Source organism: Pseudarthrobacter sp. J47 (genome assembly GCF_049810315.1).
Lineage (GTDB): Bacteria > Actinomycetota > Actinomycetes > Actinomycetales > Micrococcaceae > Arthrobacter.
Genome location: NZ_CP187358.1, coordinates 14,080 through 36,288, shown reverse-complemented (window position 1 = coordinate 36,288; position 22,209 = coordinate 14,080). Strand labels below are relative to the sequence as shown.

Genomic DNA, 22,209 nt, shown 5'->3' with positions numbered 1-22,209 from the left:
CGGCCTAGCGCTTCCCCTTTTTCCGCGAGCCCTTGCCCCGGCCCTTGTCCGGATTCGGGGCGTAACGCTGTGCCACCTTGGGTTTCTTGACCCCGGATCCGCGGCGGTCCGGCTTCGGCTCGCGCTTGGGTTCTTCCTGGCGGGCGGAGGGCTGCCGTGAGCTCTGCGCGGTGCGGCCCCGGACAATGCCAATAAATTCTTCGATGACCTCATCCGTGGAATCGGTGGGCCAGGCCAGCGCGATCTGCGTGGGTTCGGCGCCATTGAGTTTGCGCACCACGGCGTCCTTGACGTTGAAATGCCTTGCCACGGGCTGCGGCAGGATCACCAGCCCGGCCCCTGATGCTGCCACCTGCATGGCCATCTCCGGCCCTCCCATTTCAGCGGCGTCCAGGAACGTCTCTTCCGAAAGGTCGCCCAGCTCCACTTCCTCGAAGACCGAAATCTCGTGTCCCTTGGGCGCTACAACGGCGGGCTGCTCCTCGTAGAGGGGGATAACGCTCAGGCCTTCGCGCTCCACCGGAAGCCGGACAAAGCTGAGGTCCGCCGAACCGTCGCGGAGGACCGAAAGCTGCGTGCCGTCGTCGGACATAAAGGACTCCAGCGGAATCCCGGGCATCCGCTCTTCCCAGCGCCGGATCCACTTGCCCGGAGTCACCCCGGCAACGTAGGCAAAGCGCAGCACCCGCGCAGCAGGTTCCGTGGTGGCGTCTGCGGCAGGGGGATTGCCAGGACGGGGTTCGTTGGACTCAAGCACCCCCTCACAGTACCGCGCGGAATCCGTGTGCTGCCGGGCCAGCGCCGGGCGGATACCCTTGATGTATGACCTCTGCTAACTCCCAGTCCATGAAACCGGCCACCGTCGCGAAGAAGCTCGGGATCTACCTGCCGGCAACACCGCAGGAGTTCCAGGATTCAACCATCACCCGCGAGGAATTCGCTGAACTCCAGGCCAACCCGCCGGAGTGGCTGGCCGAGCTCCGCCGCAACGGCCCGCACCCCCGCCCCGTGGTGGCGCAGAAGCTCAACGTCTCCATCAGCGGCCTGGCCCGTGGCGGCGTGGAGGAAGCACTCACGACGGCGGAAATCACCGCGCTGCTGCAGGCTCCCCCGGCCTGGCTGGTCACCGAGCGTGCAACGCAGGCCGCCGTCCGTGAAGAAGCCAAGCGTGTGAAGGAAGAAGCTGCAGCAAAAGCAGCCAAGGCAGAGAAGGCTGCCCGGCGCTGAGTCGGCTCTGAGTCGGCTCATCTCCAGGCTTCGTGGGCCGCCGGTGGACAGGCAGTAGAAGCTGGCGTAGATTCAAGGACATAGTCCGCGGCTGTGGCCCGGACCACTTTCGATGTTATGCACCACCGGAAGCAGTACAGCTGCTGTAGCAAAACGGCCGCACAAGTTGCATACAACGGGAATGAGCCAACTCATGGACCTCTCGCATTTCCAAACCTTCCTCAATGAAGCCACCATCGCTGATCCGGAAACGGACAGGCCTTTGGGTGCCGACTGCCTCTACGGGCTGTATGTCAGCTGGTGCTTCCTCCAGGGCATTAAGCCCACTTCTGATTCCGCTTTCCGCGCCGGAATGGCGCAGTGCGGGATCAGGGTGCATGACAGCCAGCTCAGGATGCACGGGCCGGCCGCCGCCGATTACATCCTGTCCAGCTATCCGGCCGCCGTGTAAACCGGTATAGGGCTATAGCGCTGGTGTCTTGCCATTGACTACCGCCGCCGCCGGGGCTGCAATAGAAGGAGCAGCCCTGGCGGACGGGCAGGGCAACGCGCTGGAGGTGCCCATGTTCTCCGATCTCATCGCCCAGGGGGCGGCAGTCTTCCCCATCGTGGCGTGCGGCCTGGTGCTGTGCCTGGCCACCGCCGCGACGTCCTTGGCAGTGCGCCATCACCGTGCAGGGCAGCCGGACGCAGATCAGGCGGACGACGTCGGTGACCAGCTTTTCTGGGACCTTTTTGCAGGTGCCGCTGTGGCTGTTCCTGCCGTGGTCATGGCGTCCCTCGCCTCTCCCGTGGCTGGCCTGGTCATAGCGGTGGCGGGTGCGGTAGCGGGCTTCGGCGCCTACCTGAAATATCCGCAACTGGCGGCCTGGCGCACTGAACGCCGGCGCCGGCGGGCTGCCCTGGCCGGACTGGACACTGCCGTGCAGCGCCACCAGGAGACCATTGCCACCTGGCGCCGCTACGAACTGGATCCGGGACTGGCCATCGATTTCCCGGCCATGTGTGATGTCCGCCAACCCGAGACCGCCCGGCTGATCCGTGCCATCAGGTCAGCCGAAGCGGTGAATCCCTCGGCGGATCCAGTGAACTACTCGCGGGCAGTGGACCGGCTGGAACACGCCCTGCGGCAGGCCGAAGCCGCCGCCGGCAGGCCTAACCTACAGGCGCGCCTACCCGGGCAGCCTCCAGGATCCGGGCGGCCGTCTTCCGGCCCATGCGGATGGCCCCGTCCACGTGCTGGTAGCCCTCGGCGGCGAGGTCTGAAGAGCACCAGTAGATAGGTCCAACAGGCGTGTGCTGGTCCTTGCCGTACCGGTGCAGGCCACCCAGGTCGTAGCTTGATGCGTAAGCACCGCGGGTCCATTCCTCCGAACCCCAGTCGGATTCGTAGTAGACCTCGGGCGTGAGGGCCTTGTCCCCCAGGAAGCCGGCTATCGATTCCAGGATGGCCTTCTTCCGGTCGGCAGCACTGAGTTCGAACACGGCGTCGGCCTTTTCATCGGACACAAAGCCCACCAGCGTGCCGCGGGTATCGCCGAAGTTGGTGTTGTCGTAGACCTCCTGAACCAACGAGTCGGCGCCAAAACCGGTGCCGGAGAGGCCGTCCGCACGCCAGAACGGGGTGTTGTAGACGGCGTGGACCTTGATCACCAGGCCCAGCGACTGGTGCTGGTGCATCTGGTGCTGGCGTCGGGGCAGCGGCGGGTCGAAGGAGACGCGTGAGTACAGGTTCGGCGGCACGGCCATGATTACGAACCCGGCACGCACTGTTGCCGCATCGGAGGTGACCATTACCCGGTGCCCGGTGCCGGCGTCGTCCGCTTCTTCCCACCGGATGGTCCGCACCGGGCTGTTCAGGATCACATCGTCACCCAGTTCAGCGGCCTGCAGGAGCGATACCTGCTGCATGCCGCCCACCACGCGGCGGTCCAGGATGAAGTCCTCATCGGTGAGGTGGGTAAAGGAGCCGGCTGAGGCGGCCATCAGCACGGCCTGCAGCGCGGAGAAGGCGTGGGCCGGCTTGGTGAGCATGCCGCCGGCAATAAAGAGGCCAATGTTGCGGCAGGCTTCCTCATCCGCTGAATTGGCCCGCAGCCAGTGGTGGAAGGAGATGGTGTCCAGCTCGCGGGCCTTGGGGTGGGCCCAGGGTTCCGTCGCGCCGATCTCGGCGGCGAGGCCGTCCAGGATGGCCACCAGTTTGTCCATCTCCGCCTTGGTCTCCGAGCCCACCGGGAAGGTGTCGCCTGTGTACCGGCGGTGGCGGCCGTCCGCGCCCAGGTAGACCGATTCGCCGTCACGGTAGCGCGGGTAGGTCTGGAGGCCCAGCTCGTCCAACAATGCCAGGAGTTCTGTCTGGTCAGGTGAGACCCATTGGCCACCGATTTCCAGCATGGCGCCGTCGATGGTGTCCGTCCAGGTCCGTCCGCCCACGCGGTCGCGGGCTTCCAGGACGGCCACGCTCAGGCCGGCCTTCTTGAGCTGCCGGGCAGCCGTCAGCCCGGAAGGTCCGGCTCCGACGATAACCACGTCGCGTTCAAGGTTCAGCATGATGTCCTCTCTGTGGGACGCATCCTCGGTGACGCAATCCACTAAATGAATGCCATTCATTTATAGCCACTATAGCCCCGACCGCCCGGACGCGGAAGAGGCGGTGGAATAATGCTGGGGAACCGATCGAAAGGCCCGTTATGCCGGCAGTACGCGCCAGCGCTGGAAAAGAAAAAGCCACCACGGACGACGGCGGCAGTCCCGCAGGTGCCAAACGGCGCCGCGCCGGACGGCCCAGTGCTGCAGTCCTGGACCTCACCGGCATCACCCAGGCCGCGCTGGACCTCATCGGCAACAAGGGCTACGACGGCCTCACCATGGCAGCACTGGCGCGCACCCTGGAGGTGGCGCCGTCGGCCCTTTATAACCACGTCGAATCCAAACACGACGTCCTGGTACTGGTGGAGGACCACTTGATGTCCCTCGTGGACGTCTCCGGCTTCGAGTCGGGCTCCTGGGAAGAAGCCGTCCGAACCTGGGCATGGAGCTACCGGGACGCCTTCGCCGCACATACCCCCCTGATCCCCGTCATTGCCGTGCTGCCCGTGACCGACGCGCCCCGCACGCTGCTGATGTACGAGGTGGTCAGCACCGGCTTCCGGGACGCCGGCATTCCCGAGGCCCGGATTGTCCCGGCGATCGTTGCCCTGGAGTCCTTTATCTTCGGCTCCGCGTACGACGTCACAGCTCCTGCAGAGATCTTCGACTCCGGGAACATGGCCGGCTCCACCCCCGGATTCACCGCTGCCGTGCGCAGCCTGGCCGAAGAACAGCATGAGCGGCCGGCCGACGTCGCCTTCAGCCTGGGCCTGGAAGCGCTGATCGCCGGGATCGGAGCGCTCCGCGGGTAGAAGTACGGGGCTTAGGGCGGGGGCTTGGGGCTTAAACGAAAAACACCCCGGTCCGAAGACCGGGGTGTTTCGATTGCGTGCGCGAGGGGGGATTTGAACCCCCACGCCCTTTCGGACACTGGCACCTGAAGCCAGCGCGTCTGCCGTTCCGCCACTCGCGCGCAAATGCATACTGCTTGCCTCTTCTACATGGTTATGGGCCCGGATTCCGGAACCACATCCCTGCAAAAGCAGCGAGATCAAGCATAACGGACATGTACGCCAAAACGCCAATTGAGCCCTGCGGGTATGGTTTTGCACTGTCTGCGCCACCTTGGATACTGCTTTGCGTGGGCTTTGAATCGTCTCCAGGGCGAACTTTTCGGCCGGTCGGGACGTTGGGGATTAAGGTCATTCAGGGGGTCGGCCAGTAGTATCAGATGTAGGAGTGCCTGCTTCCGGCACGCCGGACAGTAAGTTGAGCACCAGGCAAGGACCGCCGCACGCGGCAGGTTCGGTACGCAGTTGTAAGGCAGCGAAAAGGAAAGGAGAAGGGCCATGGGTTTGCTGGACAAAGTCGAGCGCGGCATCGAAAAAGCCGTCCGCGGCGTCTTCTCCACCGGTTCAAAAGCCCACGTGGAACCTGTTGAAATCGCCAGCCGCCTCCGCCGCGAGGTGGACCACAAGGCGCTGACTGTTTCCGCAGGCCGAACCCTTGCCCCCAACGTCTTTGATGTCCGGCTCAGCGATGAGGACTTCGAACGCGCACAGGAGTGGGGAACCCCGCTTGCGGAAGAACTCTGCGACGTCGTCATCAACCACGTGCGCAGCCAGGGTTACACGCTGCAGGGTCCGGTCCGCATTTCCTTCCTCCGCGAGGAAGGCCAGCGTCCTGGCGACTTTGAAATCACTACGCGGACGGAGAAGTCTTCAGGCGCCGGGTCCGCCCCGCACCGTCCGAATGTGCCCGCCGCGCCCACCCGCCAGCCGTCCCGCCTCCAGCCCGTCCTGGACATTGACGGCCAGCGCTATTCCCTGAACGCCGCCTCCATCGTCCTTGGCCGCTCCTCCGAGGCGGACATCATGGTGGACGATACCGGCGTCTCACGCAAGCACCTGGAAATCCGCACGGAAAACGGCTTCAGCACCGCCGTGGACCTCGGCTCCACCAACGGCAGTTACGTCAACGGCCACAAAGTCGCCGGTAGCATGGAACTCACGGACGGTTCCACCATCACCATGGGCCGCACCAAGATCATTTTCCGCCTCCTTCCGGCGGGCAACGGGGGCCGTGCATGAACGAAATCAGCGACCTCACGGTAACGGCTCTCCGTTTTGGCTTCCTTATCCTCCTTTGGGTCCTGATCTTCAGCATCGTCTCCGCCATGCGGCGCGACCTGATGATCGGACGGAAGGCCGCCACCGGAGCGCCCACGGCGCGGGAGGTCCGGAAGAATCCGGAACTGGCGGACGCCGCGCCGCCGCCGCCACGCCAGCAGGCCCGGCAGCTTGTTGTGGTTGAGGGCCCGTTGAAGGGCACCACCATTCCCTTGGCCGCCAGCCCCATTCTCCTGGGCCGCGCGCAGGAAGCAACGCTTGTCCTCGAGGACGATTACGCCTCAGGACGCCATGCCCGCCTGTTCCCCCAGGGCAGCCGCTGGTTTATCGAGGACCTCGGGTCCACCAACGGCACCTACCTGGCGGACCAGCAGCTCACCCGCGCCCAGCCCATGGAGCCCGGTGTTCCCGTGAGGATCGGCAAGACGGTCATTGAATTGAGGCCGTAGGCTATGGCCTCCCAGGAACAGCCCGCCGAGGATCATTCCCTTCCCGAGCGGCCACTGATCATGCGGTATGCAGCCCGCTCCGACGTCGGCCGGATCCGGGCCAAGAATGACGACTCCGCCTACGCCGGGCGCCACCTCGCAGTGGTTGCGGACGGCATGGGCGGCCACGCCGGCGGTGATGTCGCTTCAGCCGCCACCGTCCTGGACATGATCCACCTCGACCATGACGACTACAACGGGGATGCCGATACCGTCCTGGCCGACGAAATCCAGACGGCCAATTCCCTGCTGTCAGAACTCGTCCACATCAATCCCAAGCTCGCGGGCATGGGCACCACTGTCACGGCGCTCTTGCTGGCGGAGGGGAAACTCCACTTCGCGCACATCGGAGACTCCCGTGCCTACCGGCTCCGTAACGGCGAGTTCGAACAGGTCAGCACCGACCACACGTTCGTCCAGCGCCTCATTGACGAAGGCCGGCTCCGCCCGGAGGAAGCCGAAACCCACCCGCACAAAAACGTGCTGATGCGGGTCCTGGGTGACGTGGACGCCAGCCCCGAACTGGACCTGGACGTCCTGGACGTTGTTCCCGGGGAACGCTGGCTGCTCTGCTCGGACGGTCTGAACTACGTTGCGGGCCATGTGATCGAACGGACCGTCCGGGAAACAAAGGACCTCCGCGAATGCGTGGAAAAGCTGGTTGACCTCACCCTGGAAGCGGGATCTCCGGACAACGTCACGGTCGTGATGGTGGAAATCGCCCAGGAAACGTCCGACGACGTCAGCACAGCCGCAGTGGACATCGTCCCGGCCGCGGTGACCGCTTCCAAGGAAGACCACGACGACGCCGTCACCTCTGAAGCCACGCCCCCAAATGAAACTGCTGACGCGGCTGATGCCGGAACCGTAGCCGACGCGGACAAGCCCGCATCCGCCGGCAGCGATTCCAACACCGATCCAAACCTCGGCGAACACCTCTCCGCTGAAGTGCTGCGCGAGGAACTGGAATCGCGCCCGCATGACCTGGTTGGCGCCGCCGCAACCGCTGCGGAAACGGGATCCATACCCACGATCGCCGGCCGCACGGTAGCCCGCCGGGCCGCCACCGTCCTGACGCACAAGGCCGAATCCTCCACCCCTGTGGAAGCGGAAGACGATCCCATGCTGGGGCGTCCCCGCCGCTGGGTCACGCTCAGCATCGCGGCGGCATTGTTACTGGTCCTCACCGTGGGCCTCTGGCTTGGCTACGCCTGGACACAGACGCGGTACTACATTGGCGAGCACGATTCCAAGGTGGCCATTTTCAATGGTGTGTCGCAACGGCTGGGTCCCTTCCAGCTGTCCACGCTCGAGTCCGTGACGGAGATTCCCATGGATTCACTGCCGGCCTTCTCGCAGCAGCGGGTCCGCCAAACGGTGCCTGCACGCGACCTTTACGATGCCCAGCGGATTGTGCAGAACCTCAAGACCACCGGCGTTACCTCGCCCGAGGACGAATGCCTGCCGCCTTCGCCCAGCCCTGCCGCCACCACGGGAACGCCTGTTGCGACGGAGACCGCGGCGGCGGCAGCCACATCACCGGTACCGTCACCATCGCCAACAGCCACTCCTAGCTGCGGGGGTACACCATGACGCAGATCGCCGCCGTGCCCAAACCGCGCCGCAACGTTGAACTGGTCCTGCTGATCCTGGCGCTTGCCGTTGGCATCGGCGCCAGCGCCATGGTGGGCATCGACGATCCCGCCTCCTTCGACAGCGACTTCTGGTTCCAGTCCAGCCTGCTGGCCGTCGCATCCCTGGTGTTCCACGTGGTTCTCCGAATCCGTGCAAAGTATGCCGATCCGGTAATACTTCCTCTTGTGGTGGCGCTGAACGGCCTCGGACTGGCAATGATCCACCGTTTGGACGGGCCGGAAAGCGATACGGGCAACAACCAGCTGCGCTGGACGCTGGTTGCCATGGCCGTGGCGATTGCCGTGATCTGGTTCCTCAAGGACCACCGGATCCTGCGCCGGTTCACCTATATTTCACTGGCGGTCAGTGCTGTCCTCCTGATCCTGCCGCTGATCCCGGGCATCACCGCAGGTGAAATCCTGGGTGCGCGCGTCTGGATCAGCCTGGGCGGCATGACCTTCCAGCCCGGCGAGGTCGCCAAGATTACGCTCGCCATATTCTTTGCCGGGTATCTATCCTCCAACCGGGATCTCATCCTGCTGGCCGGGCGCAAGGTTGGCCCCCTGCAGTTCCCGCGGTTCAAGGACATGGGACCCATGATTGCCGCCTGGCTGGTCAGCATCGGCGTGCTGATTTTCCAGCGCGACCTCGGCTCGTCGGTCCTCTTCTTCGGCCTCTTCATCGTCATGATCTATGTGGCCACCAGCCGGATCAGCTGGGTGCTGATCGGTGTGGGGCTGCTGGTGGGCGGCGGACTCGTGGCTGGCCAGATCTTCCCCCATGTTGCGCTCCGGATCGACGGATGGCTGAACGCCTTTGACCCCGAAGTGTATGAACGCAGCCGACAGGTGGTTCAAGGCCTGTTCGGCATGGCCAACGGCGGCCTGATGGGTACCGGACTGGGCCAGGGCAGGCCCTTCCTGGTGCCGTTTGCCAACAGTGACATGATCATCGCGTCCTTCGCCGAGGAACTGGGCCTGGTGGGCATCTTCGCCATCCTGCTGATGTTCCTGCTGCTGTTCACCCGGGGATTCCGGGCAGCCCTTGGCACCAGGGACGCGTTCGGCAAGCTCCTGGCCTGCGGATTGTCCTTCGCGCTGGCCCTGCAGTGCTTCGTGGTGATCGGCGGCGTGACCCGTTTGATTCCGCTCACCGGCCTCACCACGCCGTTTATGGCCGCCGGCGGATCCTCGCTGCTGGCCAACTGGATCATTGTTGGCCTGCTGCTGATGATCTCCAATACGGCGCGCGGGCCTGTTGACACCACGCCACTGCCTCCGGGACAGGACACAACGGGGACCAAAACGGCAGCAACCACTGAGGCGGTGAAGAACCAGTGAACCAGGCCATCCGCAATTCCTGGATCGCAGCGATCGCCATGTTCGCGCTGATCTTCGGTGCCCTCAGCTATGTCCAGGTGATCGGCGCAGACGATCTCAACACCAACCCGCTGAACACCCGGGCACTGCTGCAGAGCTACTGCAACGACCGCGGTTCCATCCTTGTTGCCGGAACGCCCATCGCCGAGTCCGTCGAGGGATCGGATTCATGCGGGTTCCAGCGCACCTACAACCAGCCTGAGCTCTACGCCGGGCTGACGGGGTATTTCTCCCGCAGCTACGGGGCCACCGGGCTCGAATTTTCCATGAATGACGTCCTCACAGGCAGCTCGGACCAGCTGTTCCTGGACCGCATCGGGCAGCTGTTCCTGGGCAACCAGCCGCAGGGCGCCTCAGTGGAACTTACCGTGGACCCCGCCATCCAGCAGCTGGCCTATGACCTCATTCCCGATGGCCAGCGCGGCTCAATCGTCGTCAGCAACCCCACCACCGGTGACATCCTGGCCATGGTCTCCAAACCGTCCTACAACCCCAACCTGATTGCCACGCAGGACGGCACGGCTGAGGCCGCCAATTACGCCGAAATCAACAAGATCCCCGGGGTCAACCTCAACCAGTCGGTCAGCGGACCCACCGGCGCATTGCTGGCGCCCGGTTCGGTCTTCAAGCTGGTGGACGTTGCGGCAGCACTCAGCTCAGGGAAGTACAACGCGGACAGCGTGCTGGAAAACCCGGCCCAGATGACCTTCCCGGGCATCCAGTACACGCTCCCCAACTATGCCGGCGGAAACTGCTATACCCGGGACACGGCGTCGTTCGCCTTCGCCCTCCAGCAGTCCTGCAACACACCGTTCGCCGCCATCGCCCGGGACCTGGGCCAGGATGCCATCGCGGACCAGGCCCGCAAGTTCGGCTTTGGCGAAGGCATGGGCGACCAGCTGAAACTGCCTTATGCACGCAGTTCCTTCCCCACCGAACCCCTGGACGCCGCGGCCCTGGCACAGTCGGTAATCGGGCAGCGGGATGTCCGTGCCACGCCGCTGCAGATCAACCAGATGACCTCCGCCATCGCCAACGACGGAGTCCAGATGAGCCCCAACCTGGTCAAGGCCGTACGGTCACCGGACCTCCGGTTGCTCGACGAACCGCAGCCCAGCCAGCTCCGCACGTCAACCACGCCGGACATCGCCCGGCAGATCACCGAGTGGATGGCCAGTGCGGTCAGTGAAGGCATTGCCAACGGTGCAGCCGTCAACGGTGTCCAGGTGGCCGGCAAGACCGGAACCGCGGAACTGGGCGATGGCACCAACAATTCATGGTTTACCGGGTTTGCCCCCGCAAACAATCCCCAGGTGGCTGTCACTATCGTCATGGAAGGCGTAGACATCACCACCGGAGCACAGCTAACCAGTCCGAACGCGAAGAAGATTTTTGAGGCGGTGTTGAATAAGTGAGGCCTACATCGGGAATCACCCTCGGCGGCAGATTCCAGCTGACCACGAGGATTGCGATCGGCGGAATGGGCGAGGTCTGGAAGGCCAAGGACCTCATTCTGGGCCGCATCGTGGCCATTAAGGTCCTCAAGGAGGAATACACCGGTGACCCGGGCTTCTTGCAGCGCTTCCGTGCCGAAGCCCGCCACACCGCCCTGCTGAACCACCCCGGAATCGCCAACGTCTTTGACTACGGCGAGGAGGAAGGTTCCGCCTACCTGGTGATGGAACTGGTGCCCGGCCAGCCGTTGAGCAGCATCATCGAGCACGAACAGGTACTCTCGCCGGACCGCACCCTCTCCATGATCGCCCAAACCGCCCGTGCGCTCTCCGCCGCCCACGAGCAGGGCCTGGTGCACCGCGATATCAAGCCGGGGAACCTGCTGATCACCCCTGACAACAAGGTCAAGGTCACGGACTTCGGCATCGCCCGGCTCGCAGACCAGGTCCCGCTCACCCAGACCGGCCAGGTGATGGGCACCGCCCAGTACCTCGCCCCGGAACAGGCCACCGGCCAGACCGCCACGGGATCGTCGGACATCTACTCGCTGGGTGTCATCGGCTATGAGTGCCTCACCGGGCACCGGCCGTTCTCCGGCGAATCGCAGATTGCCATCGCGCTGGCACAGGTGAACGACGCTCCACCGCCGCTGCCGGAAACCCTGCCCCGGCCCGTCCGCGCCCTCCTGATGTCCATGCTGGCCAAGGATCCCAAGAACCGGCCGGCCAACGCGATCAAGCTGTCCGAGGCCGCCGAAGCCATCCGCCGCGGGGACATCGACGCAGCGCACGCAGCGGTTCCCGGCATGCTCCTGTTCGAAGCAGTCACCGGTCCCATCACCGCCCCCGTGGACATCCCCACGGCACCCACCGGAGTGATCGGCCAGGACCAGGAACGGACCACGACGGCGACCTCCGCCCTGCCGGTACTCGGTGCGGCCGGTGCCGGGGTCGCGGCAGCCGGTGCTGCATCAGCTGCTGCTGCCGCCTCGCCGGACGCCACCAGGGCAAACACCCTCTCGCGCGCTGACGCTTTGGCAGCAGAACGGCCCTGGGAGCCGAACGACCAGCCCGACGAACCCGTGGACGAGCCGGAGAAGCGTGGCCGGAGCCCCTGGACGTGGCCGCTGGTGGCCCTCATCCTGCTCATCATCTTCGCGCTGATCGGCTACTTCCTGAGCCAGTCCAGCCTCTTCCCTTCCGGGGATCCCACGTCCAGCGAAACCACCACGGCGAGCCGGACCACCGCTGCGACTACCCGGGCCACCACAGCGTCACAGACGCCTACCCAGACCCAGACGCAGTCAACGCCCACGCCCACCGAGACCGTTGGCAAGATCAACATCAACCCGGCGGCCTACCTTGGGCGTGACTACCGCATCGTCCAGAACGAGCTCGCGATGCAGAACCTCCAGGTCAGGCTCGCCACCCGGGAAGACGCTACTGCCACGCCGGGCACTGTGGTGGAGATCGATCCCGTAGGCCAGGTGGACCCGGGAACAGTCGTCACCATTACCTACGCTACGGCCCCGCCGCCTCCGGCCACCACGGAACCGGAAGAGGAACCTGAACCGGAGGAGACCACCCCAACGGCACCCCAGGCCACCGGCCCCACCACCATGCCGGCCTGCACCAGTGGCCAGCTTCCCGGCGCGCCGCCTACCTGCCGGGTACTCGGTTAGCAGCGTCCAGGAACCCCATGAGCGATTCACCCCGTACTCCGTCGCACCGCGATGACACTGTCCCGGTGGCCAACCGGCGTGTCCTGAACGGCCGCTACGAACTCGGTGAGCTGCTGGGGCGCGGCGGCATGGCTGATGTCTACCGCGGAACAGATACCCGTCTGGGCCGCACCGTGGCCGTGAAACTCCTCCGTCCGGACCTCGCCAGGGATCCGCAGTTCCAGGCGAGGTTCAAGCGTGAAGCCCAGGCTGTGGCCGCCTTGAACCATGCGTCGATTGTGTCCATCTACGACACCGGTGAACATGCGGAGGATCCCACTTCAGAGGACTCGGTGCGGTTGCCGTTCATCGTGATGGAGTATGTTCCCGGCCAGACGCTGCGCGATCTCATTCGGGCGGGCGAGGTTTCACTTGACCAGGCCATCGACTACACCCTGGGCGTGCTGTCAGCCCTGGAGTACAGCCACAAGGCAGGGATTGTCCACCGCGACATCAAGCCCGCCAACGTGATGGTGTGCGGCACTGACAACGGCGTGAAGGTGATGGACTTCGGTATTGCCAGGGCCATGGCTGATTCCGCAGCCACCATGACCCAGACCCAGGCCGTGGTGGGCACGGCGCAGTACCTCTCACCTGAACAGGCCCTGGGCGAAACGGTTGACGCACGGAGCGATCTGTATTCGGCCGGCTGCCTGCTCTATGAACTTCTGACCGGAAGGCCGCCGTTCGTCGGTGACAGTCCCGTCTCTGTTGCCTACCAGCATGTACGGGAAATTGCCGAACCTGCCGCTGCCCACAACCCCGAGGTTACGGCTGCCCTGGACAGCGTTCTGACCAAGGCACTGCAAAAGAGGCGCACGGACCGCTTTGCCGACGCCGCAGCGTTCCAGCGCGCCCTCCGTGCTGCCCGGAACGGCGTCCCGGTTCCTGCTCCGTCTGCCGGGGAAGCCGCCACGGATCCGCACCACCACGTTGCTGCTGCGGACCCGGGCCCGGCCACCGAGGCGTTTGCGCTGACCGGTGCCAGTTTCCTTGACGACCGTCCCGGAACATGGCGAAGCGGCCAAAGCAGCGAGGTCACCGACGACGCCGATGACGCCACGGCGATTGCGCCGCTGGCCGCCGCCTACGATTCGGTCGACCAGAACGACATGCCCCTGGGTTTGCCTCCGGAACGGGAGCGCACGCAGCCGCAGAAGTCCCGCCGTCGTACATGGATTGCCACACTGGTCATTTTCACCCTGTTGATCCTGACCGGGGCAGGTTTGTGGCTGAACAGCGTGGTGAATGCACCGCAGGCCGTCATTGCCACGGTTTCGGTTCCGTCTGTGGAATCACTCACCGAGTCCGCAGCCCTGCAGAAGCTTTACGACGCCGATCTGCGGCCTACCATCAACCGGGTCCAGCACCCCACGGTGGCCAAGGGACTGGCGATCGGCACTGAACCCGACGAGGGGGCCGTCCTTGAACGGGACGCAGAGGTGGTGTTGAACATTTCCGAAGGTCCCAGTTCCGTCAAGGTTCCGGAGGGGCTGGTAGGCATGACCGAGGCCGCCGCCCGCGACCTTCTGCGCCAAAGCGGCCTGGCCGGTGGCGATGGAACCACCCGCGCCCACAGCCCCACGGTTCCGGTGGGAATGGTCATCTCCACTAACCCCGGCGCCGGCCAGACGGTGGCTGTGGGCACCAAGGTGGAACTCGTGGTCTCCACCGGCAAGGTGGCCATGCCTGACCTTGTGGGGCGCACCCGCGAGGAGGCTGAGGCGGCCCTGAAGGAGCTGAACCTGGCAGCCGCAGTTAACGAGGTGGAGAACAGCCAAGTGCAGGCCGGCGTGGTGACCGCCCAAAGCGATCCACCCAACGCCGAAGTTGAGCCGGGCAGGACCATTACCCTCACCGTGGCCAAGGCTCCTGCACCGCCGCCACCGCCTGCCCCGTCCGAGACGCCGAAGGACCCGCCCACGCCTCCCAAGGAACAGCCCACACCTGGTCCTAAGAAGGCTGACTGACAGCCCTGGTGCCGATGGGCGCTAGTGCTGGATGAGCGGGCTGAGCTTCGCGGCCCGTTCCGCTGCACCGGCCATGCCCAGGGACTCAAGCCAGTTGCCCAGCATCTGGTAGCCCCCTTCGGTGAGCACCGACTCCGGATGGAACTGCACGCCGCACAGCGGTGCCTTGCGGTGCCGCAGGCCCATCACCACGCCCGACGCCGTCTCCGCGGTGATCTCCAGGACGTCCGGGATGGTGCTGCGGACGGCAGCCAGCGAGTGGTAGCGCGTGGCCGTGATGGGGGAGGGCAGGCCCTCGAAGACGCTGGTGCCGTGGTGCTCCACGGGCGAGGTCTTGCCGTGCATGAGTTCCGGGGCGTGGGTCACCGTTCCGCCGTAGGCTTCGGCCAGTGCCTGGTGCCCCAGGCAAACGCCGAACATGGGCGTGCTTGATTCCCCGCACCACTTGATGAGCTCGATGCAGACGCCGGCTTCGGCGGGCGTACCGGGCCCGGGCGAGACGAGGATGCCATCGCGTGAGCCTGCCAGTTCGATCGCCTCGGCGAGGGTGACGTCGTCGTTGCGCACCACTGTGGTTTCTGCGCCCAGCTCCTGCAGGTACCCCACAAGGGTGTAGACGAAGCTGTCGTAGTTATCAATCACCAGGATTTTTGTTGTGGTCATGGCTGGGGTGGGGAACCAATCGTTGAGTCGGTGAACGGGGTGAGCTGTGACATCCACGGGAACAGGAACTGGACCATCAGCGCCAGTGCCGCCGCGACCAGGACCAGGGCGATGAGGATACGCACCCACAAGGGCCCTGGCAGATGCCGGAAAATCCATCCATACATGATTATCCCATCCCCAGCGCGGTGCTTACTTGCCTGGCTATTTCGCGGGGCACTCCGGCGGACAGCGGCTGCCAGCTTTCCAGTACCGAATAGGCGATGATCCGCTCCTGGTCGCCGAACCGCGGGTTGCAGCTGGTCATGGTGAAGATGCTTTCCGACGGCGTCACCCCGGGTTGGGTGGGCACCGGCAGTAGGACATCAATGCGCGAAGGCAACACAATCTCTGTATTCCGGAAGACGTATATATAGAACCCATCGCGGGTCTGTATGTAGATCCTGTCGCCTGGCACCAGCGTGTGGATGTTGTCCAGCACAGCACCATGCGTCTGGCGGTGCCCCGCGACGGCGAAGTTCCCCACGGCCCCGGGCATCGACGTCGTGCTGTAATGTCCCAGCCCCAGGGTATCCAGGACTGGCTGGCTGGTTCCTTCCACCACGGGACGGGTGTAGTTCGGTCCGAACCGTGGAATGTAGACGAGCCCAATCGTCCCGGCCTCAAGGGGAGCGGGCGAGACCACCGGTTCGCCGTAGTCCACAGGAGTCCCGCCGCCCCCGGAGCCGGGATCCGTTCCGCCGCCGTTTTGGCCGTCGCCACCATTGATGGGAGGCAACCGGCCATCCAGCTCCTGGGCAAACTCCTTGATGACCTCGTTCTGCCGCGCGTCGGATTCAACGTTGGTCCACCACAGCTGCCAGGCAATAAAAAGCAGAAGGATGACCCCGGCAGTGATCAGGAGTTCACCGGCGACTTGGACGATGCCGCGGAGGATACCGCCATGGCGGGCCGCTGGACGCGCGGCGGAAGGCAGGGCGCCCACCTGAGCTTCGTCCTGCCCCACTGATGCTCCTTCACGTTGGGCCTGCGCGGACCGGCGGGCCGTACAAGTCCAGCTAGAATTGGCAGCTAGAACAGTACAACCTGACCAGCGCGGACACCCGGCAATGATCCTTGTTGCAGGATACCAAGCTGAGGTCAGCCATTTGAGTCCAGCCGCCAGGAGATCCCGTGCCCGAATCCAAGCCGCGCAAGAAGGCAACTGCCGCCACCCAAGCCACTCCCGCAGGCAGCACGTACAAGCCGAACCCCATCTGGTTCAAGCCGGTAATGTTTGGCCTGATGATCCTTGGCCTGCTCTGGATCATCACGTTCTACATCACTGAAGGCCGTTTCCCGGTCCAGGCATGGGGCTCCTGGAACATTGTGGCCGGCTTCGGCATCGCCATCATCGGTTTTATGATGACCACACGCTGGCGGTCCTAGACCTCATCCCATGCCGGTGACCCGTGCTGCCTGCCCGGTTACCGATTTAAGGAATGCCAGCGAGTCCTCAAGTGCCTGGTGTGCCTCCGCGTACTGCAGGTGGAACTGGTATTCGTGGGGCAGCGCGGGAACGTGCCCGTCTTCCCAGAAAAGCTCGGTCACGGGGACTCCCAGCGCGCGGAGTTTGCGGGCCAGAGGCTGCGACTGTTCCTTGGTGAGGCCGTCTCCGTTGCCGCCGGAGATGAAGGCCGCCGGGAAATCCGCCGTTACGTGGTTGACCGTGGACATGTCCCTGGCCGCCGGCGTGCCTGACCAGTCCTTCTTCCCGGCGTAGGCCCACAAAGCCGTCTTGAAACCCCAGCCAACAATTCCCGTGGCCCGGGAGAGCGCCTCAAGATCGTAAACACCGCAGTGCAGAAGCACGCCGCGCAACTGGTGCCCGTCAATCCCGGGTGTGATTCCCACCTGACGGGCATATGCGGGATTCGTGGCCATCGCTGCGAGCTGGCTGGCCAACTGCGCCCCGGCGGAATCGCCGGCGAGGACAAGCCGGCCTGCGTCCAGCCCGTACTCTCCGGCGTGTGCCGTCAGGTAGGCGAGGGCGCTGTTCAACTGGGCTGCCGCCGTCGGGTATCGGCTTCCGGGCGCAATGGAGTAGTTAAGCCCGACGGCGGCGTACCCCTGGGCAGCCAGCATCCTCAGGTACGGTGCCACATCCGTGGAGGAGCCCGAAAGCCAGGCGCCGCCATGGATCCAGACCACTGCAGGGAGCAACCGGCTTTCCCCGGCATCACCAGGACCGGATCTTTCAGGCAGGAAAATGTCCATCACTGGCGGCCGTCCAAACCGCCCCGGGATTCTGTTGCCGGCTCCGTCACGACGGTGGCTGAGGTAGGGGATCCCGAGGTGCTCGATCACTCCGTCAGCAGGTACGAACGGTTCCATCTCGGCAACGGTCTTCCGGGCGCCCTGGGCGAAGACTGCCCTGATGGCGAGGGCCGCCGGCCAGGGGCTGCGAAGCGCGGCCGCACCGGCGGCAGCTATGGCTCCTCCTACGCCCAGCCGGGCCAGGCTCCGGAATTTTGGCCGTGTGGCAGCGAAGTCAGTGGTGCGGTGTAGGGTCCCCATGAATGAATGGTACAGACAGCTTGCAGGGTGCCTGCCCTTGCTTACCCGGATAAGTGGAACGGAACCTTCATGCCTGCAGCAGAACACCTCGTGACTGGCGACGACGGCCTGGCCCGCCCGCCATGGGCATCCGTGGACCCATTGCTGCGTGAGTATTACGACACCGAGTGGGGAATGCCGGTCCGCGATGAGCAGGGCGTCTACGAGAGGATTTCCCTGGAAGGCTTCCAGGCCGGATTGTCCTGGGCCACCATCCTGCGCAAGCGTCCCGCTTTCCGTGCGGCGTTTGCCGGCTTCGACCCTGAGGTCGTGGCCCTCTTCAACGAGGCTGATGTTGAACGGCTGCTCCAGGATGCCGGGATCGTCCGCAACCGGTTGAAAATCCGGGCTACCATCACCAATGCGCAGGCAACCCTTCGGCTGCGGGAGGAAGGCGGGCTGGCCGCGTTTGTCTGGGGATTCCAGCCGCAGTCAACACCCGTGCCACTGAGCCACGCGGACATCCCTACCCAGTCTCCGGAGTCCATCGCGCTGTCCAAGGCCCTGCGCAAGAAGGGCTTCGCGTTTGTTGGGCCCACCACCATGTTCGCCCTGATGGAAGCAATCGGCATGGTGGACACCCACGTGGTGGGCAGCCACCGGCGCGGAACCTCAGGCGTCTGGAGCGCGGACCTCGGCTCGTAGCCCGCTTAGTCCACAGCTGTTGGGAAAGTTATCCACAGGACTGAACAACTTTGCTTCGACGCGCTAGCCAACAGGCCCACTAGCCAGTGTTTGAACGAGTAAGCCACCGGTGCACTACACCGGTGTAAGTTACCAACAGTGTGGAAAAGCCTGTGTAAAACGTGGGCTTGGGCCCGTATCAACTATCCGCTAGGCCTTGTCCGGCTTGACGGGGTGGTGGCTGGTGATGGAAACCCTGTTAAAGGCGTTGATGGTGATCGCGAGCCACGCGGCAACGGAAAATTCCTCATTGCTGAGGTAGCGGCGGGCGAACGCTTCTTCGTGTTCCCGTACCGCAGGGTGGGGAAGCCCCGTAATGCACTCCGCGAGGGCGAGCACGGCGCGTTCTTTGTCCGTGAACAGCTCGGTCTCACGCCAGGCAGGCAACACGGCCAGTTGCTGTACGCCCACGCCCTGCTTGATGGCGTCCTTCACATGCATGTCCAGGCAGAAAGCGCAGCCGTTGATCTGGGAAATGCGGACATTGATGAGCTCGATGAGGGCCCTGGTGAATCCCACCTCCGTGGCGGCTTCCTTGACCTTCAGCCCTAGTCCGTTCATGGCCCGCCAGACGGCTGGGTGCTGCTTGTCCATAAAGACATGTTCCTTGGCGTTCGCCACAGCTGGTCCCTTCGTTATCCACTTACGCACATCACGCTACCCACAACTTATCCACAGATGGGGATAAACCGTGTCCAGACTACCGACTCATAGCCGCCCTGCCGCACAGCGGCAGGTACTGAGGCTATCTGAGTTACACACCTGTAGTTATTAACAATGTGAATAACCCTGTTGAAATCCCGCCCTGAGAACTGGCAATCCACCGTGGGACGGCAGTTACGCCATAGTTATCCACAGATGGGCGCGGAATGGCCGAGTTTTCCACATTCCCACAGCGACTGTTAATTTCTTTGTCCACTGGTGTGGAAATCCTTGGGAATACAGGCATCCACGAGGCAGGAATGCGCCGGAAACCGGGCCGGGACGGTGCCTTCGCAGGGAACTACACCGGTGTAAGTTACCAACACTGTGGATAATGCCTGTGGAAAACAAGGGGTGCGTCAGGCAGTACTGGGGACCACCGGGAAGCCGGAACCAACAAGGGAAACGGCGAAAAAGCGGGGCGGCTGCTCAGCCGGCCGAAACCCGCAGGACGCTCGCTACTGCCAGCAGCGCCACGACCAGGACAAGACCGGCAGCCTGGTAGAGCGTGCGGCGGGGTCCGCGTGGCGCGTAGGCAATAACGGCTGCGCAGAGTCCGCCCGTGATGAGGCCGCCAAGGTGTGCCTGCCAGGCGATGGAAGGGACCATAAAACCGATCACGCCGTTGATAGCGATGAGGATCCACAGCTGCTTCGTTTCGCCGCCGCGGTGGCGCTGGACCACCAGCATGGCTCCGAAGAGGCCAAAGATGGCACCTGAGGCTCCCACCACGCCCACTGGTCCGCCGGGCGGAAGGATGGGGGTCAGGAGCAGGTAGCCAACGGAGCCGCCGATGGCGGAAATGAGGTACAGGGCCAGGAAGCGGGCCCGGCCCAGCAGCGGTTCCAGGGCCTGGCCGAACATCCACAGCATGTACATGTTCAGGACGATGTGCAGGATGAAACCCTGCGAGTGGAGGAAAGCCGACGTCAGCATGCGCCAGGGTTCGAAGGCGCCAAACTCAGTGGTGGCGTACACGGAGGCGAAGGCGAAGTTCCGGAATACGGCGTCTGCGGGAATGATCCACTGCAGGACAAAGAGGAGCGCGCAGGCGGCAATGATCCCGAACGTCACCACAGGTTTGCCGGTGGCTACGGCACCGCCATACACGGACCGGACTGCCGGCGTCGTACGTTTTGTTTCGTTAACGCAGTCAATGCATTGGAATCCGACGGCGGCCGCCCGCTGGCACTCGGGGCACGCCGGACGTCCGCAGCGCTGGCAGCGCACGTACGAGGGGCGGTCCGGGTGGCGGGGGCAGACCGGGATCTGGGCGGACGGATCCGCCGCCGGTATTCCATAGCTCATGTGGTGGGGTTAGAGCTGTTCGATGTCGATGCCGGTGATGGTGACATCTTCAACCGGGCGGTCTCCCATGCCGGTCTTAACGCCTTCAATGGCGTCAACAACCTTCTTGGAGGCGTCGTCAGCAACTTCACCGAAGATGCTGTGCTTGCCCTGTAGCCAGTCGGTGGGGATGGTGGTGATGAAGAACTGTGAACCGTTGGTGCCCTTGCCGCCCTGGATACCGGCATTGGCCATGGCCAGCTTGTACGGTGCGTTGAAGGTCAGTTCGGGGTGGATTTCGTCGTCGAACTTGTAGCCCGGTCCGCCAATTCCGCGGCCCAGGGGATCGCCGCCCTGGATCATGAAGTCCTTGATGATGCGGTGGAAGATGGTGCCGGTGTACAGCGGGGTGCCGGTCTTGTCCTCACCGGTCTCCGGGTGCGTCCAGGCCTGCTCACCGGTGGCGAGGCCGACGAAGTTCTTGACCGTCTTCGGGGCGTGGTTGCCGAAGAGGTTGACGACGATGTCGCCGAGGCTCGTGTGGATGGTTGCTTTGGCAGTTGCGTTTGCAGTCATGCCCTTTATTCTTCCATGCACCGTCAACGCGTCCACGGTGCACGGCCCAGTTCCGCGCTAGGTGAAATCCGCTGTGAATACACGGCAAGAATAGCCGGTGGCATCCAATCGACGTAGGCTAACAACAGAACCGTCACATTAATCGGGAGGTAGTTGTGAAGAAAACGGATCGTATTGCGCGTGACCTTGAGCACTCGGTTTCCAGCGCAGTTGAAAATGCCAGGGACTGGGCCACCCCCCGCGTCGAGGCCGCAGTGGATTGGGCCGTGCCCCGCCTGCAGCAGGGAATCGATACAGCTTCGCCCAGGATCCAGGAGGGGCTGAAGTCAGCCGCCCATAACCTTGCCGACGGCGTGGCAACGGTAACGCCCAAGCTTCAGGACGGCCTGGCTCACCTGGCGCCCCGTATTAACGACGCCGTCGAAGGTGCCACTCCGCGCCTGCACGAAGCACTGGACAAGGCCACCCCGGTCATCCTGAACGCCCGCGACCGCGTAGTGGTGGAATACCTGCCCAAGTTGTCGGATGGAATCGGCCAGGCTTCCGAAGCCGTTCACCGCACGCTTGAAGGCGCCCCTGCCAAGGTGGATTCCGTGGCGCAAAGGCTCTCCGATTCCGCCGTGGTCCACAGCGTCAAGGAACAGGCCCAGGCCGTTGCCGCGCAGCTGCAGCCGGAGAAGCCCAAGAAGAAGCGTGGTTTCCTGGTCTTTGCGATCATCGCCGCTGCTGTCACCGCCGGCGTCGCAGCCTGGAAGGCATCACGTCCCGTGGAGGATCCGTGGAAGACGCCATCACCGGTCACTCCCGCACCGGTTCCGGCCACAGGGGCTACCGCAACAGATTCCGCCGCTGAAACCACCGCGTCCGGTGTCGCCACCGAACCTGCCTCCGAGGAAGCATCGGACAAGGCAAAGCATGTCGCCGAGGACGCCAAGGAAGACGCAGCGAAGGTTGCTACGGACGCCAAGACGGCCGTCAAGAACATTGCTTCCAACATCCATAACTCAGACGCCGCCAAGTAAGTCATCACGGCCCCGACGGGCCGCATGACCCTCGGCAGCGTCCGCAGGAGGAGGAGCCCACCCGGGCTCCTCCTTTTGTTTTGCCCGT

Annotated in this window: 22 protein-coding genes and 1 tRNA gene; 13 read left to right on the top strand and 10 right to left on the bottom strand. The window is 64.2% G+C overall.

What is annotated here, in order from left to right:
* Positions 1-4: 4 nt before the first annotated feature.
* On the bottom strand, positions 5-757 hold the full coding sequence (locus tag ACPJW8_RS00180) for a LysR family transcriptional regulator substrate-binding protein (protein ID WP_425256379.1): 753 nt from the start codon (positions 755-757) through the stop codon (positions 5-7).
* A 65-nt stretch (positions 758-822) separates the two neighbouring features.
* Between ACPJW8_RS00180 and ACPJW8_RS00175 the strand changes: the two genes are divergently transcribed.
* Together ACPJW8_RS00175 and ACPJW8_RS00170 are read left to right on the top strand one after the other, a co-directional pair.
* On the top strand, positions 823-1,227 hold the full coding sequence (locus tag ACPJW8_RS00175; protein WP_330188947.1) for a DUF5997 family protein: 405 nt from the start codon (positions 823-825) through the stop codon (positions 1,225-1,227).
* Between the two features lie 181 nt (positions 1,228-1,408).
* A complete protein-coding gene (locus ACPJW8_RS00170; protein WP_330188946.1) occupies positions 1,409-1,678 on the top strand; it encodes a hypothetical protein in 270 nt (89 codons plus the stop codon).
* A 704-nt stretch (positions 1,679-2,382) separates the two neighbouring features.
* Here the strand turns inward: ACPJW8_RS00170 and ACPJW8_RS00165 are convergent.
* Positions 2,383-3,777, bottom strand: a complete 1,395-nt coding sequence (locus tag ACPJW8_RS00165; protein WP_330188945.1) for an NAD(P)/FAD-dependent oxidoreductase — start codon at positions 3,775-3,777, stop codon at positions 2,383-2,385.
* 140 nt (positions 3,778-3,917) lie between these two features.
* Between ACPJW8_RS00165 and ACPJW8_RS00160 the strand changes: the two genes are divergently transcribed.
* On the top strand, positions 3,918-4,628 hold the full coding sequence (locus ACPJW8_RS00160) for a TetR/AcrR family transcriptional regulator (RefSeq protein ID WP_330188944.1): 711 nt from the start codon (positions 3,918-3,920) through the stop codon (positions 4,626-4,628).
* Between the two features lie 78 nt (positions 4,629-4,706).
* Here ACPJW8_RS00160 and ACPJW8_RS00155 read toward each other — a convergent pair.
* Positions 4,707-4,789, bottom strand: a tRNA-Leu gene (locus tag ACPJW8_RS00155).
* Positions 4,790-5,165: 376 nt separating this feature from the next.
* Here ACPJW8_RS00155 and ACPJW8_RS00150 point away from each other — a divergent pair.
* The 7 genes from ACPJW8_RS00150 to pknB are packed head-to-tail and all read left to right on the top strand — an operon-like array spanning position 5,166 to position 14,592.
* Positions 5,166-5,906, top strand: coding sequence for a DUF3662 and FHA domain-containing protein (locus ACPJW8_RS00150; RefSeq protein WP_330188943.1), 741 nt, complete (start codon positions 5,166-5,168; stop codon positions 5,904-5,906).
* A 5-nt stretch (positions 5,907-5,911) separates the two neighbouring features.
* Positions 5,912-6,394 (top strand): FHA domain-containing protein FhaB/FipA, encoded by a 483-nt coding sequence (locus ACPJW8_RS00145; protein WP_425256489.1) that lies wholly within the window; start codon positions 5,912-5,914, stop codon positions 6,392-6,394.
* Between the two features lie 3 nt (positions 6,395-6,397).
* Positions 6,398-8,026 carry a PP2C family serine/threonine-protein phosphatase gene (locus ACPJW8_RS00140; RefSeq protein ID WP_330188941.1) on the top strand — a complete coding sequence of 543 codons (1,629 nt, stop codon included), beginning with the start codon at positions 6,398-6,400 and terminating at the stop codon, positions 8,024-8,026.
* Positions 8,023-9,408, top strand: a complete 1,386-nt coding sequence (locus ACPJW8_RS00135; RefSeq protein ID WP_330188940.1) for an FtsW/RodA/SpoVE family cell cycle protein — start codon at positions 8,023-8,025, stop codon at positions 9,406-9,408. Before ACPJW8_RS00140 ends, ACPJW8_RS00135 begins: the two co-directional genes overlap by 4 nt.
* Entirely contained in the window at positions 9,405-10,862 is a 1,458-nt protein-coding gene (locus ACPJW8_RS00130) for a penicillin-binding protein 2 (protein ID WP_330188939.1), read from the top strand. Before ACPJW8_RS00135 ends, ACPJW8_RS00130 begins: the two co-directional genes overlap by 4 nt.
* Positions 10,859-12,583 (top strand): serine/threonine protein kinase, encoded by a 1,725-nt coding sequence (locus ACPJW8_RS00125; RefSeq protein WP_330188938.1) that lies wholly within the window; start codon positions 10,859-10,861, stop codon positions 12,581-12,583. The genes ACPJW8_RS00130 and ACPJW8_RS00125 overlap by 4 nt, the downstream gene beginning before the upstream one ends.
* Before the next feature lie 17 nt (positions 12,584-12,600).
* A complete protein-coding gene (gene pknB / locus ACPJW8_RS00120) occupies positions 12,601-14,592 on the top strand; it encodes a Stk1 family PASTA domain-containing Ser/Thr kinase (protein WP_330188937.1) in 1,992 nt (663 codons plus the stop codon).
* Between the two features lie 21 nt (positions 14,593-14,613).
* On the opposite strand, the gene ACPJW8_RS00115 is transcribed toward pknB, so the two are convergent.
* Genes ACPJW8_RS00115 through ACPJW8_RS00105 form a run of 3 tightly spaced genes read right to left on the bottom strand, consistent with a single transcriptional unit; the run spans position 14,614 to position 16,231 of the window.
* On the bottom strand, positions 14,614-15,255 hold the full coding sequence (locus ACPJW8_RS00115; RefSeq protein WP_330188936.1) for an aminodeoxychorismate/anthranilate synthase component II: 642 nt from the start codon (positions 15,253-15,255) through the stop codon (positions 14,614-14,616).
* Positions 15,252-15,380: a hypothetical protein gene (locus ACPJW8_RS00110; RefSeq protein WP_330189012.1), complete on the bottom strand. Its 129-nt coding sequence runs from the start codon at positions 15,378-15,380 to the stop codon at positions 15,252-15,254. The genes ACPJW8_RS00115 and ACPJW8_RS00110 overlap by 4 nt, the downstream gene beginning before the upstream one ends.
* Positions 15,381-15,424: 44 nt before the next feature.
* Positions 15,425-16,231 carry a class E sortase gene (locus tag ACPJW8_RS00105; protein WP_425256488.1) on the bottom strand — a complete coding sequence of 269 codons (807 nt, stop codon included), beginning with the start codon at positions 16,229-16,231 and terminating at the stop codon, positions 15,425-15,427.
* 197 nt (positions 16,232-16,428) lie between these two features.
* Here ACPJW8_RS00105 and ACPJW8_RS00100 point away from each other — a divergent pair, with 197 nt between their 5' ends.
* Positions 16,429-16,683, top strand: a complete 255-nt coding sequence (locus ACPJW8_RS00100) for a cell division protein CrgA (RefSeq protein ID WP_330188935.1) — start codon at positions 16,429-16,431, stop codon at positions 16,681-16,683.
* 3 nt (positions 16,684-16,686) lie between these two features.
* On the opposite strand, the gene ACPJW8_RS00095 is transcribed toward ACPJW8_RS00100, so the two are convergent.
* A complete protein-coding gene (locus tag ACPJW8_RS00095; RefSeq protein ID WP_330188934.1) occupies positions 16,687-17,811 on the bottom strand; it encodes an alpha/beta hydrolase in 1,125 nt (374 codons plus the stop codon).
* 69 nt (positions 17,812-17,880) lie between these two features.
* Here ACPJW8_RS00095 and ACPJW8_RS00090 point away from each other — a divergent pair, with 69 nt between their 5' ends.
* Positions 17,881-18,495: a DNA-3-methyladenine glycosylase I gene (locus tag ACPJW8_RS00090; protein ID WP_330188933.1), complete on the top strand. Its 615-nt coding sequence runs from the start codon at positions 17,881-17,883 to the stop codon at positions 18,493-18,495.
* A 189-nt stretch (positions 18,496-18,684) separates the two neighbouring features.
* Here ACPJW8_RS00090 and ACPJW8_RS00085 read toward each other — a convergent pair whose 3' ends face one another.
* From ACPJW8_RS00085 to ACPJW8_RS00075, 3 genes are all read right to left on the bottom strand, one after another.
* Positions 18,685-19,128 (bottom strand): carboxymuconolactone decarboxylase family protein, encoded by a 444-nt coding sequence (locus tag ACPJW8_RS00085; RefSeq protein WP_330188932.1) that lies wholly within the window; start codon positions 19,126-19,128, stop codon positions 18,685-18,687.
* Positions 19,129-19,665: 537 nt separating this feature from the next.
* Entirely contained in the window at positions 19,666-20,544 is an 879-nt protein-coding gene (locus tag ACPJW8_RS00080) for a rhomboid family intramembrane serine protease (RefSeq protein WP_330188931.1), read from the bottom strand.
* A 9-nt stretch (positions 20,545-20,553) separates the two neighbouring features.
* A complete protein-coding gene (locus ACPJW8_RS00075) occupies positions 20,554-21,099 on the bottom strand; it encodes a peptidylprolyl isomerase (RefSeq protein WP_330188930.1) in 546 nt (181 codons plus the stop codon).
* A gap of 155 nt (positions 21,100-21,254) precedes the next feature.
* Here ACPJW8_RS00075 and ACPJW8_RS00070 point away from each other — a divergent pair, with 155 nt between their 5' ends.
* Positions 21,255-22,121 carry a hypothetical protein gene (locus ACPJW8_RS00070; protein ID WP_330188929.1) on the top strand — a complete coding sequence of 289 codons (867 nt, stop codon included), beginning with the start codon at positions 21,255-21,257 and terminating at the stop codon, positions 22,119-22,121.
* The last annotated feature ends 88 nt before the right edge of the window (positions 22,122-22,209 follow it).

Bases quoted from the DNA above. Each gene is read 5' to 3' on its own strand.
- ACPJW8_RS00175 (WP_330188947.1), top strand. From the start codon at position 823: ATGACCTCTGCTAACTCCCAGTCCATGAAACCGGCCACCGTCGCGAAG.
- ACPJW8_RS00170 (WP_330188946.1), top strand. From the start codon at position 1,409: ATGAGCCAACTCATGGACCTCTCGCATTTCCAAACCTTCCTCAATGAA.
- ACPJW8_RS00165 (WP_330188945.1), bottom strand. From the start codon at position 3,777: ATGCTGAACCTTGAACGCGACGTGGTTATCGTCGGAGCCGGACCTTCC.
- ACPJW8_RS00160 (WP_330188944.1), top strand. From the start codon at position 3,918: ATGCCGGCAGTACGCGCCAGCGCTGGAAAAGAAAAAGCCACCACGGAC.
- ACPJW8_RS00150 (WP_330188943.1), top strand. From the start codon at position 5,166: ATGGGTTTGCTGGACAAAGTCGAGCGCGGCATCGAAAAAGCCGTCCGC.
- ACPJW8_RS00140 (WP_330188941.1), top strand. From the start codon at position 6,398: ATGGCCTCCCAGGAACAGCCCGCCGAGGATCATTCCCTTCCCGAGCGG.
- ACPJW8_RS00135 (WP_330188940.1), top strand. From the start codon at position 8,023: ATGACGCAGATCGCCGCCGTGCCCAAACCGCGCCGCAACGTTGAACTG.
- pknB (WP_330188937.1), top strand. From the start codon at position 12,601: ATGAGCGATTCACCCCGTACTCCGTCGCACCGCGATGACACTGTCCCG.
- ACPJW8_RS00115 (WP_330188936.1), bottom strand. From the start codon at position 15,255: ATGACCACAACAAAAATCCTGGTGATTGATAACTACGACAGCTTCGTC.
- ACPJW8_RS00095 (WP_330188934.1), bottom strand. From the start codon at position 17,811: ATGGGGACCCTACACCGCACCACTGACTTCGCTGCCACACGGCCAAAA.
- ACPJW8_RS00090 (WP_330188933.1), top strand. From the start codon at position 17,881: ATGCCTGCAGCAGAACACCTCGTGACTGGCGACGACGGCCTGGCCCGC.
- ACPJW8_RS00085 (WP_330188932.1), bottom strand. From the start codon at position 19,128: ATGGACAAGCAGCACCCAGCCGTCTGGCGGGCCATGAACGGACTAGGG.
- ACPJW8_RS00080 (WP_330188931.1), bottom strand. From the start codon at position 20,544: ATGAGCTATGGAATACCGGCGGCGGATCCGTCCGCCCAGATCCCGGTC.
- ACPJW8_RS00075 (WP_330188930.1), bottom strand. From the start codon at position 21,099: ATGACTGCAAACGCAACTGCCAAAGCAACCATCCACACGAGCCTCGGC.